8 protein-coding genes are annotated in these 11,266 nt (G+C 66.2%); 3 read left to right on the top strand and 5 right to left on the bottom strand.

Annotation, left to right across the window (positions count from 1 at the left end):
* Nucleotides 1-155 precede the first annotated feature (155 nt).
* From recG to gmk, 5 genes are all read right to left on the bottom strand, one after another.
* Nucleotides 156-2,267, bottom strand: a complete 2,112-nt coding sequence (recG, locus tag N5D20_RS24485) for an ATP-dependent DNA helicase RecG (RefSeq protein ID WP_197579281.1) — start codon at nt 2,265-2,267, stop codon at nt 156-158.
* A 7-nt stretch (nt 2,268-2,274) separates the two neighbouring features.
* Nucleotides 2,275-2,661: a RidA family protein gene (locus N5D20_RS24480; protein WP_197579282.1), complete on the bottom strand. Its 387-nt coding sequence runs from the start codon at nt 2,659-2,661 to the stop codon at nt 2,275-2,277.
* 197 nt (nt 2,662-2,858) lie between these two features.
* Nucleotides 2,859-5,021: a bifunctional (p)ppGpp synthetase/guanosine-3',5'-bis(diphosphate) 3'-pyrophosphohydrolase gene (locus N5D20_RS24475; RefSeq protein WP_010484045.1), complete on the bottom strand. Its 2,163-nt coding sequence runs from the start codon at nt 5,019-5,021 to the stop codon at nt 2,859-2,861.
* A 105-nt stretch (nt 5,022-5,126) separates the two neighbouring features.
* Nucleotides 5,127-5,426 carry a DNA-directed RNA polymerase subunit omega gene (gene rpoZ, locus N5D20_RS24470; protein ID WP_005410877.1) on the bottom strand — a complete coding sequence of 100 codons (300 nt, stop codon included), beginning with the start codon at nt 5,424-5,426 and terminating at the stop codon, nt 5,127-5,129.
* 110 nt (nt 5,427-5,536) lie between these two features.
* Nucleotides 5,537-6,202 carry a guanylate kinase gene (gene gmk / locus N5D20_RS24465; protein ID WP_010484044.1) on the bottom strand — a complete coding sequence of 222 codons (666 nt, stop codon included), beginning with the start codon at nt 6,200-6,202 and terminating at the stop codon, nt 5,537-5,539.
* Nucleotides 6,203-6,493: 291 nt separating this feature from the next.
* Between gmk and fdnG the strand changes: the two genes are divergently transcribed.
* The 3 genes from fdnG to N5D20_RS24450 are packed head-to-tail and all read left to right on the top strand — an operon-like array spanning nt 6,494 to nt 11,134.
* Nucleotides 6,494-9,562 carry a formate dehydrogenase-N subunit alpha gene (fdnG, locus tag N5D20_RS24460; RefSeq protein ID WP_197580019.1) on the top strand — a complete coding sequence of 1,023 codons (3,069 nt, stop codon included), beginning with the start codon at nt 6,494-6,496 and terminating at the stop codon, nt 9,560-9,562.
* A gap of 10 nt (nt 9,563-9,572) precedes the next feature.
* Nucleotides 9,573-10,490: a formate dehydrogenase subunit beta gene (fdxH, locus tag N5D20_RS24455; protein WP_197580017.1), complete on the top strand. Its 918-nt coding sequence runs from the start codon at nt 9,573-9,575 to the stop codon at nt 10,488-10,490.
* Entirely contained in the window at nt 10,487-11,134 is a 648-nt protein-coding gene (locus N5D20_RS24450) for a formate dehydrogenase subunit gamma (protein WP_010484041.1), read from the top strand. Before fdxH ends, N5D20_RS24450 begins: the two co-directional genes overlap by 4 nt.
* The last annotated feature ends 132 nt before the right edge of the window (nt 11,135-11,266 follow it).

Here is an 11,266-nt window from a genome sequence, read left to right as displayed (position 1 = left end):
ACCGCTGCTGGTAGGTGTCGACCTTGGTCGACACATCCACGCAATGCGTGGATGAACATGGAAATGATCGAAAGCGATGTCTGTAGAGTCGAGCCATGCTCGACTCCCGCGCGCAGCGCGAACGGCAGCCGAGCATGGGCTCGGCTCTACAGGGATCAGGCCGAGGCGTAACGCACGGCGGTGCCGATCCAGCGCTGCACCACGCGGTCGGCCAGCGTGGGTTGCTGGGCCAGCAGGCGCTCGGCCAGGTCGTGCACGCCGGGCAGCAGGCCGGCATCGCGGGCCAGGTCGGCGATGCGAAAACCGGCCAGGCCGGTCTGGCGCGTGCCTAGCAGTTCGCCGGGGCCGCGCAGTTCCAGATCCTTTTCGGCAATGACGAAGCCATCGTTGGTTTCGCGCATGGTCTGCAGGCGCTCACGCGCCATCTGCGAGAGCGGTGCCTGGTACAGCAGCACGCAGCGCGATACCGCCGAACCACGACCGACGCGGCCGCGCAGCTGGTGCAGCTGGGCCAGGCCGAGGCGCTCGGCGTTCTCGATCACCATCAGCGAGGCGTTCGGCACATCCACGCCCACTTCAATCACCGTGGTCGCCACCAGCAGATCGATGTCGCCGGCCTTGAACGCGACCATCGTCGCCAGCTTCTCGGCGGCTTTCAGGCGGCCATGCACCAGCCCCACGCGTACGCCGGGCAACAGCGCCTGCAGCGATTCGTAGGTGGCCTGCGCGGGCGTGGCATCCAGCTCTTCGCTTTCCTCGATGAGCGTGCACACCCAGTACACCTGCCGCCCTTCCTGGCAGGCCAGGGCGATGCGCTCGATCAGCTCCGGGCGACGATCGTTGTTCAATGCGACGGTCTGCACCGGGGTGCGGCCCGGCGGCAGTTCGTCGATGGCCGAGACATCCAGGTCGGCGTATTCGGACATCGCCAGCGTGCGCGGAATCGGTGTTGCGGTCATCACCAGCTGGTGCGGCACGCTGTTGCCGCCCGCGCCCTTGTCGCGCAGGGCCAAGCGCTGGTGCACGCCGAAGCGGTGCTGCTCGTCGACGATGGCCAGGGCCAGGTCCTGGAACACCACCGCCTCCTGCATCAGCGCGTGGGTGCCGACCACCACCTGCGCTTCGCCAGTGGCGACCTGCTCCATCACCTTGGCGCGCGCCTTGCCGGTGACCTTGCCGGCCAGCCAGGCAATGCGCACGCCGAGCGGTTCCAGCCAGCCGCGCAGGTTGTTGAGGTGTTGCTCGGCCAGCAGCTCGGTGGGTGCCGCCAATGCGACCTGCTTGCCCTGCTCCACCGCCAGCATCGCCGCCAGTGCGGCGACCACGGTCTTGCCGGAGCCGACATCGCCCTGCACCAGCCGCAGCATCGGGCTGGGCCGTGCGAGGTCTTCGCGGATCTGCTTGAACACGCGCGCCTGTGCGCCGGTCAGCGCGAACGGCAGCTGCTTGAGCAGCGCCTTGGCCAGCTTGCCGGGGCCGGCCAGCGGCGGCGCATGATGCGCCTGCAGCGCGATACGCTGGCGACGCAGGCTGAGGTGGTGGGCCAGCAGCTCTTCCATCGCCAAGCGGCGCTGGGCCGGATGAGTGCCGGCGGCCAGCGCGGCCAGGTCGGCATCGGGCGGCGGCCGGTGCACGGTCAGCAGCGCGCTGCGCAGCGACGGCAGGCCGAGGCCATCGAGCCAGCCGCTGGGCAGCAGTTCCAGCGTGCTTTCCTCGGGCAGGCGGTCCAGCGCCTGGCCGATCAGCTTGCGCATCGTCATCGGGCCGACGCCTTCGACGGTGGGATACACCGGGTCGAGGCGGTCGCCGAGTTCGGGATCGTCGTTGCGGCCCAGCACCTGGTAGCTGGGATGGACGATTTCCAGGCCGAGGTGGCCCGGCTTGGGCGTGCCGAAGCAGCGCAGCCGGTTGCCGACCGCGAACTGGCCGACCTGCTGCTGGCGGAAATGGAAGAAGCGCAGCACCAGGGTGCCCTGCCCTTCGTCTTCCACTGCCACTTTCAGCATCGGCCGGTAGCGCATGCCGCGCTCGACCGCGACCACCCGCCCTTCCACCTGCGCCGGCACGCCGTTACGCAGGTCTTCGATGCGGGTCAGCCGGGTCCGGTCTTCATAGCGCAGCGGCAGATGAAGCCAGAGATCCTGCAGGGTGGCCAGGCCACGCGCCTGCAGTTTGGCGGCCACGGCCGGACCGACGCCCGCGAGCATCGCCAGGGATGCTTCGCCGGACGGTGACAGGACCGGGGTGACCGCCGCCTTGCGTGCCACGTGGCGGTCAGTCGATGACCATCACCGCGTCGACCTCGAAGTTGGCGCCCTTCGGCAGGCCGGAGACTTCGATGGTGGAACGGGCCGGGTACGGGGCCTGGAAGTAGTCCTGCATGACCGCGTTGACCTTGGCGAACTCGCCCAGGTCGGTCAGGTACAGGCCCAGGCGCACGACCTTGTGCAGCGAGCCGCCGGCGGCTTCGGCCACGGCCTTGAGGTTGTCGAAGGCGCGGCGGGCCTGCGCTTCGATGTCACCGGCGCCGACGATGTCGCCGGTGGCCGGGTCGAGCGGGATCTGGCCGGAGAAATACACGGTGTTGCCGGCGCGCACGGCCTGCGAGTACGGGCCGATGGCGGCGGGGGCCTTTTCGGTGTTGATGATCTGGCGGGACATGGGTCGCTCCGGTGCTTTGGGGGAAAACAGAGCGGTGATTGTACCGGCTGGGGGGGCATCCACGCATGGCGTGGATCTACGGCAATCCGGTCATGTGATGCGCCGTCTGTAGAGCCGAGCCCATGCTCGGCTGCCTCGGGCTGGAGCAGCCGAGCATGGGCTCGGCTCTACAGAAAGCATCCACCCATGGCGTGGCGTTACTGGCGGCGTACCGACTGCACGACCGACAGGCGGCGCAGGCGGCGCATCACTTCGGCCAGGTGGTTGCGGTCGCGTACCTGGATGTTGAACGCCAGCACGGCGGCGTTGAAGTCGCGGTCCAGGTAATCCACGCGCTCGATGTTGGAATGGCTCTGCGCGATGGCGGCGGCCAGCTGCGCCAGCACGCCGGTGCCGTTCTCCACTTCCACCACCAGCGAGGTGTCGTAGTCGCCGGAAACGGTGGTGTCCCAGCCGATCGGCACCCAGCGCTCGGGCGACTTGCGCAGTTCGGCCAGGTTCGGGCAGTCCATGCGGTGCACCACGATGCCCTTGCCGGCGGTGTGGTAGCCCATGATCTCGTCGCCGGGAATCGGCTGGCAGCAGCCGGCGAAGGTGACCACGCCGCGCTCGCTGCCGTTGATCAGGATCTTTTCCTGCGAGTGGTGGCGCGAATGCGGGCCGCCACGCAGTTCGGCGTAGGCCATCAGCGCCTGCGCGGCCTGGGTCGGCATCCAGTTGCCCAGTGCGACCTCGGCCAGCAGCGCCTCCAGGCGTGGGAAACGATGCTCGGCCAGGAACGCATCCAGGCGCCCCTTCGGCAGCCGTTCCAGCGACGAATCCATCGCTTCCAGCGCGCGGTCGAGCATGCGGTGGCCCAGCTGCACGGCGTCCTCGTGCTCCAGCTGCTTGAGCTGGTGGCGGATGGCGGTGCGTGCCTTGCTGGTGACCACGAATTCCAGCCACTGCGGTTTCGGCGTGGCCGAGCGTGCGGTGATGATCTCCACCGACTGCCCCGACACCAGCTTGGTACGCAGCGGCACCAGTTTCTTGTCCACGCGCGAGGCCACGGCCATGTTGCCGACGTCGGTATGCACGGCGTAGGCGAAATCGAGCGCGGTGGAGTTGCGCGGCAGCGCCAGGATCTTGCCCTTCGGGGTGAACAGGTAGACCTCGTCCGGGAACAGGTCGACCTTGACGTTGTCGAGGAACTCCAGCGAGGAACCAGCAGCACGCTGCGAATCGATCAGTTCGACGATCCAGGCGTGCGCACGGCTCTGCGCGCTGTTGGGTGAATCGCCGCCGAACTTGTAGGTCCAGTGCGCGGCCACGCCGCGTTCGGCGATCAGGTCCATTTCCTCGGTACGGATCTGCACTTCGATCGGCGAGCCATACGGCCCGAACAGCACCGTGTGCAGCGACTGGTAACCGTTGGCCTTGGGGATGGCGATGAAGTCGCGGAAGCGGCCATCCAGCGGCTTGAAGGTGGCATGCACCGAACCCAGCGCGTGGTAGCAGCTGGGTACGCTGCGCACGACCAGGCGGAAGCCGAACACGTCCATCACTTGGTCAAAGGATTTGTTCTCGTCGCGCATCTTGTTGTAGATGCTCCACGGCGTCTTGATGCGACTGACCAGGCGGTGCTCGATGCCCTCCTTCGCCAGCCGCTGCGACAGCTGTACTTCCACCTGCGCCAGCGCTTCGCGGCGTACCACCGGCTGGCTGCGGATGTGCTTTTCCAGGATCGCGTGGCGCCACGGATACAGCGCCTTGAAGCCGAGGTTCTGCAGCTCGCTCTTGACCAGGCTCATGCCCAGGCGCTGGGCGATGGGCGCGTAGATCTCCAGCGTCTCGCGGGCGATGCGGCCGCGCGCTTCGCGGCTCTGCGCGCCCAGCGTGCGCATGTTGTGCAGGCGGTCAGCCAGCTTGATCATGATCACGCGCAGATCGCGCGACATCGCCAGCAGCATCTTGCGGAAGCTCTCGGCGGCCGCTTCCTGGCGGTCGCGGAACTTCAGCTTGTCCAGCTTGGTCACGCCGTCGACCAGTTCGGCCACGGCTTCGCCGAACTCGGCAGCCAGCGCCTCACGGGTCAGCGGGGTGTCTTCGATGGTGTCGTGCAGGATCGCGGCGATCAGCGCTTCCACGTCCAGGCCGAGCTCGGCCAGCACCTGGGCCACGGCCACCGGATGGGTGATATAGGGCTCGCCCGACTTGCGCGTCTGCCCAGCGTGCGCGGCGGCTCCGACTTCCCAGGCACGGCGCAGCAGGGGCAGCTGTTCCGGCGGCAGGTAATGGGCGGCGCGTTCAAGCTGGAGGACGTAGTCGGGTACGGCGGCAGCGGGGGCTGCGGCGACCTTGGCAGTGGGGCCTGGGTTCATGCCCGAAGCCTATTCCAGCGCGACGTTTACGGCAAATCCTGAATGCGAAACAGCCCGCACTGGGCGGGCTGTTCGGCGATCCAGCAATGACGTTGATCGATGCGATCAATCGTCGTTCTTGGACATGTCTTCGTCGGCGACCACTTCGGCGGCGGCCCACTCCAGCGCTTCGCGCTCGGCGCGCTCACGCTCGGCCTTCTCGACTTCGTCGATCAGCGCGTTGTCGATCTTGCGGGCGGCGATTTCGCGCAGCGCCAGCACGGTCGGCTTGTCCTCGGTCTCGCTGTTGTCCAGCGTGGCCTGCACGCCGTTGGCGAGCTGGCGGGCACGCTTGGAAGCCATCATGACCAGTTCGAAACGGTTGTTAACGACTTCCAGGCAATCTTCTACGGTGATGCGGGCCATACGGGCTCCCGGCGACCGGTCGGCCGCTCAGTCGAATGAGGGAAAGGGGACGGAGTGTACTGGCAGGGGCTGGACAAAATCAAGCCAACCCTCACCCGATTCTTTTGGAATCAGTCAGTTGCGCCCGAATCAGGGGTCAACAGGGCCTGGATCAGGCCGGCGTGGCGGACCTTCTGGGCCTCCCGGCGCAGGCGGCTGGCGGTGAAGATGGCGCACAGCTCGTCCACGGCGGTGTCGAACACCTCGTTGACGATGACGTAGTCGAACTCGTTGAAGTGCAGCATCTCGTCACGGGCCGCGCCCAGGCGCTGGGCGATGACCGCCTCGCTGTCCTGGCCGCGCTTGCGCATGCGGTCCTGCAGGGCCTGCTTGGACGGCGGCAGGATGAACACGGTGACCGTGCCCGGCACCAGCTGGCGCACCTGCTGCGCGCCCTGCCAGTCGATCTCCAGCAGCACGTCCTGGCCGGCGGCCAGCTGCGGTTCAACTGATTGGCGGGCGGTGCCCTTCCAGTCGCCATGCACCCAGGCATGCTCGAAGAAGTCGCCGGCGGCGATCATTTCCTCGAACTTTTCCGCAGAGACGAAATGGTAGTGCTGGCCGTTCACTTCACCCGGGCGCATCGCACGCGAGGTGAAGGAGATCGACAGGGCAATCTGCGGGTCACGCGCCAGGGTGGCATTGACGATGCTGCTCTTGCCGGCACCGGACGGGGCGGCAACGATGTACAGCGTGCCGCGCGCAACGGCCTCCGACGGCTTCGACGGTGCGCTCATGCGGGGGATCCAACGGGTTGATTTCGCAAAATTTTTCCTCGATGTTCCAGATCCGGCGCGGAGGATCGCGCCAGGACGGCGGGGGCTGCGCGGAACATCCTGGAACCAGGCCCGGCAGACGCTTTCCCCGGGGGGCGGGCATGCAACTTTACCAGAGCCGCCCCGTTGCGCGCCCGCCCGGCAGGCGCCGGGCCTTGTGCCACATGGGCGTGCGGGGGCCTGTGCTATAACCGGGCCGTACCCAACGACAGCCCGGAGGCCTGCGCCTCCCCGCCATCCCAGGAGAACGGCATGCCATCGATGAGCCGCCGCCAGTTCCTGAAAGTGACCGGGACAACCCTGGTCGGCTCCAGTCTGGCACTGATGGGCTTCGCGCCCGGCATCGCGCTCGCGGAGGTCAGGCAGTACAAGCTGACCCGCGCGACCGAGACCCGCAACACCTGTACCTACTGTTCGGTGGCCTGCGGCATCCTGATGTACAGCCTCGGCGATGGCGCCAAGAACGCCGAGCCGAGCATCTTCCATATCGAAGGCGACCCGGACCATCCGGTCAACCGCGGCACGCTGTGCCCGAAGGGTGCCGGCCTGGCCGACATCATCCACAGCAAGTCGCGCCTGCTCTACCCCGAGTACCGCGCGCCCGGCTCGAACGAGTGGAAGCGGCTGAGCTGGGACGATGCACTGGACCGCATCGCACGGCTGATGAAGGAAGACCGCGATGCCAATTTCGTGCAGAAGAACGAGGCCGGGCAGACGGTCAACCGCTGGCTGACCACCGGCATGCTGGCAGCCTCGGCCACCAGCAATGAAACCGCGGTGCTGACCCACAAGGTCGTCCGCTCCCTTGGCATGTTGGCATTCGACAACCAGGCACGTGTCTGACACGGCCCGACGGTGGCAGGTCTTGCCCCGACGCTAGGCCGTGGTGCGATGACGAATCACTGGGTCGACATCAAGAATGCCGACCTGATCCTGATCATGGGTGGCAATGCCGCCGAGGCGCACCCGTGCGGGTTCAAATGGGTGACCGAGGCCAAGGCACACAACAAGGCCCGGCTGATCGTGGTCGATCCGCGCTTCAACCGCTCGGCCGCGGTGGCCGACGTGTACGCGCCGATCCGCACCGGTACCGACATCGTGTTCCTGGGCGGCCTGATCAACTACCTGTTGACCGAGGACCGCATCCAGCACGAGTACGTGCTGAACTACACCGACATGTCGTTCCTGGTGAAGGACGAGTTCGCCTTCAAGGACGGCCTGTATTCGGGCTACAACGAAGAAAAGCGCAGCTACGACCGTTCCAGCTGGGACTACGCCTACGGTGACGATGGCTTCGTGCGCAGCGACCCGACGCTGAAGGACCCGCGCTGCGTCTACAACCTGCTCAAGCAGCACTACGCGCGCTATACCGTGGAGATGGTCGAACGCATCTGCGGCACGCCGGCCGACAGCATCCGGCAGGTCTGGGAGATGATCGCGTCCACCGCCGGCAAGGACAAGGCGATGACCATCCTGTACGCGCTGGGCTGGACGCAGCACTCCATCGGTGCGCAGAACGTGCGTGCCGGCACCATGGTGCAGCTGCTGCTGGGCAACATCGGCGTGGCCGGTGGTGGCATGAACGCGCTGCGCGGGCATTCCAACATCCAGGGCCTGACCGACATCGGCCTGATGTCCGACCTGCTGCCTGGCTACCTGACGCTGCCGAAGCAGGACGAGCAGGACTACGACGCCTACATCGCCAAGCGCACGCAGAAGCCGCTGCGCGCCAACCAGATGTCGTTCTGGCAGAACTACCCGAAGTTCCACGTCAGCCTGATGAAGTCGTGGTGGGGCGATGCAGCCACCGCCGACAACAACTGGTGCTTCGACCACCTGCCCAAGCTGGACAAGCCGTACGACATGCTGCAGGCGTACGAGCTGATGAACGAAGGCAAGATCCACGGCTACATCTGCCAGGGTTTCAACCCGCTGGCCTCGGCGCCGAACAAGGGCAAGCTGATCAGTGCGTTCTCCAAGCTGAAGTTCATGGTCAGCATGGACCCACTGGAAACCGAGACCATCGCGTTCTGGCAGAACCACGGCGCGTTGAACGATGTCGACCCGAGCACGATCCAGACTGAGGTGTTCCGCCTGCCGACCACGTCCTTCGCCGAGGAGAACGGCGCGGTGGTGAACTCCTCGCGCTGGCTGCAGTGGCACTGGAAGGGTGCCAATCCGCCGGGCGAAGCGCGCAGCGACATCGAGATCATGTCCGAGCTGTTCCATCGCATCAAAGCGATGTACGAGAAGGACGGCGGTGCGTGGTGGGAGCCGGTGCGTGACCTGGCCTGGAAGTATTCCAACCCGGAACTACCGACGCCGGAAGAACTGGCGATGGAATACAACGGCAAGGCGCTGGCCGACGTGTTCGATCCGAAGGACCCGACCAAACTGGTGCGCAAGGCCGGCGAGCAGCTGGCCGCGTTCGGCGACCTGCGCGACGACGGCAGTACGTCCTCCGGCTGCTGGATCTACATCGGTGCCTGGGGCCCGACCGGCAACATGATGGCGCGGCGTGACAACAGCGACCCGACCGGCATCGGCAACACGCTGGGCTGGGCCTGGGCGTGGCCAGCCAACCGGCGCGTCATGTACAACCGCGCTTCGTGCGACGTGGCCGGGCAGCCGTTCGATCCGCGGCGCACCCTGCTGGCCTGGAACGGGAAGAACTGGGGCAGCGTGGACGTGCCGGACTTCAAGGCCGACGAAGACCCGGCCGGTGGCATGGGCCCGTTCATCATGAACCCCGAAGGCATCGCCCGCTTCTTCGCCAAGGCCGGCATGGCCGAGGGACCGTTCCCGGAGCACTACGAGCCCTTCGATACACCGCTGCGCAGCAACCCGCTCAGCCCCGGCCAGGCAAAGACGCTCAACAACCCGGCCGCGCGCGTGTTCGCCAGCGACCGTGCCCAGATCGGTTCGCCGGACGAGTTCCCGCATGTGGCCACGACCTACCGCCTGACCGAGCATTTCCACTTCTGGACCAAGCACGGCAAGCTCAACGCCATCATCCAGCCCGAGCAGTTCGTCGAGATCGGTGCTGCACTGGCCGACGAGCTGGGCATCAACAACGGCAGCCGCGTGCGCGTGAGTTCCAAGCGCGGCCATATCGAAGCCGTTGCGATGGTGACCAAGCGCATCAAGGCCCTGCAGATCGATGGAAAGACCGTGCACCAGGTGGGCATTCCGATCCACTGGGGTTTCCTCGGTGCAGCCAAGCCCGGCTACATCGCCAATACGCTGACCAACGCCATCGGTGACGGCAACTCGCAGACGCCCGAATCGAAGTGCATCCTGGTCAAGGTCGAGAAGGTGTAGGAGACACGCCATGTCACTGCAATCGCTGGACATCATCCGCCGCTCGGCCACCACCACGCCCTCGCCGGAAGCGCGTGGTGCGCATACCGGACAGGTCTCCAAGCTGATCGACGTGAGCAAGTGCATCGGCTGCAAGGCCTGCCAGGTCGCGTGCATGGAGTGGAACGACCTGCGCGACGAAGTGGGCAGCTGCGTTGGCAGCTATGACAATCCACCGGACCTGAGCGACCAGTCGTGGACGGTGATGAAGTTCCGCGAGTACGAGGACGAGAAGGGCAAGCTGGAGTGGCTGATCCGCAAGGAAGGCTGCATGCACTGCAGCGATCCGGGCTGCCTGAAGGCCTGCCCGTCGCCCGGCGCGATCATCCAGTACGCCAACGGCATCGTCGACTTCCAGGAAGAGAACTGCATCGGCTGCGGCTACTGCGTGACCGGCTGCCCGTTCGACGTGCCGCGCATTTCCAAGAAGGACCACAAGGCCTACAAGTGCACGCTGTGTTCGGACCGGGTGGCGGTAGGCCAGGAGCCGGCCTGCGTGAAGACCTGCCCAACCGGTGCGATCACCTTCGGCAGCAAGCAGGCGATGACCGAGCATGCGGCCGGCCGTGTGGAAGACCTGAAATCGCGCGGCTACGAGAACGCCGGCCTGTACGACCCGCAAGGAGTGGGTGGTACCCACGTGATGTACGTGCTGCAGCATGTGGACAAGCCCGAGCTGTACGCCGATCTGCCCAAGGACCCACGCATCAGCCCGATGGTGGAGGTATGGAAGGGCGTGGCCAAGCCGCTGGGCGTGCTGGCGATCGCCGCCACCGCCTTCGCCGGCTTCCTGCATTACATCGGCATCGGCCGCAACACGGTCAATGACGAGGAAGAAGAGGAAGCCGAACACGAGGCGAAGCAGATCGAAGAGGAGCAGCGGCCATGAAGTACGCCCCGCACCCGCGCCAGATCATCCGCTACCGTGCGCCGACCCGCATCAATCACTGGATCGTGGCGATCTGCTTCGTGCTGACCGCGCTGTCCGGGTTGGCCCTGTTCCACCCTGCCCTGTTTCCGCTGACGCAGCTGTTCGGCGGTGGGCCGTGGACGCGCATCCTGCATCCGTTCATCGGCCTGGTGATGGTGGTGGGCTTCGCCTTGCTGGCGTTCCGCATGTGGCGCGACAACCTGCCGACCGCCGACGATGGCAAGTGGATGCGCGGCATGCGCGATGTGCTGCGCAATGAGGATGAGAAGCTGCCGCCGGTGGGCCGTTTCAATGCCGGCCAGAAGCTGCTGTTCTGGGCGATCATCGGTTGCCTGTCAGCGCTGCTGCTGACCGGCTTCGTGATCTGGCGGCAGTACTTCAGCCACTTCTTCCCGATCGGGGTAATCCGCTTCTCGGTGCTTGCCCATGCGTTGTTCGGCTGGGTGCTGATCTGCGCGATCGTGGTGCACATCTATGCGGCGATCTGGATCAAAGGGTCGGTGCGGGCGATGACCCAGGGCAAGGTGACATACGGGTGGGCGTACAAGCATCACCGGCAGTGGTTCCGGGACATCCTGCGCGGGCGCCGGGAAGAGGGGTAGCGGCAGGGCCTGCGGCCCTGCACCCGCAGAGGCAACGTCAACGTCAAAAGCTGGCTGCCTTGGAGAGGCGGGGTGGGTCCGGTTGCGGGGGACGCTGCAAGTACGTCCATGTAAGCTCGGTCGCCGCTTGCT

This window comes from Stenotrophomonas sp. GD03877 (assembly GCF_029840555.1).
In the GTDB taxonomy this organism is placed as follows: domain Bacteria; phylum Pseudomonadota; class Gammaproteobacteria; order Xanthomonadales; family Xanthomonadaceae; genus Stenotrophomonas; species Stenotrophomonas geniculata.
The sequence above is the reverse complement of the archived record's forward strand: the minus strand, read 5'-3'. Positions and strand labels throughout refer to the sequence as shown.

Excerpts from the sequence above, each read along its gene's own strand:
- N5D20_RS24480 (WP_197579282.1), bottom strand. The coding sequence starts at position 2,661 with ATGTCCCGCCAGATCATCAACACCGAAAAGGCCCCCGCCGCCATCGGC.
- gmk (WP_010484044.1), bottom strand. The coding sequence starts at position 6,202 with ATGAGCGCACCGTCGAAGCCGTCGGAGGCCGTTGCGCGCGGCACGCTG.
- N5D20_RS24450 (WP_010484041.1), top strand. The coding sequence starts at position 10,487 with ATGAAGTACGCCCCGCACCCGCGCCAGATCATCCGCTACCGTGCGCCG.
- N5D20_RS24475 (WP_010484045.1), bottom strand. The coding sequence starts at position 5,021 with ATGAACCCAGGCCCCACTGCCAAGGTCGCCGCAGCCCCCGCTGCCGCC.
- rpoZ (WP_005410877.1), bottom strand. The coding sequence starts at position 5,426 with ATGGCCCGCATCACCGTAGAAGATTGCCTGGAAGTCGTTAACAACCGT.
- fdxH (WP_197580017.1), top strand. The coding sequence starts at position 9,573 with ATGTCACTGCAATCGCTGGACATCATCCGCCGCTCGGCCACCACCACG.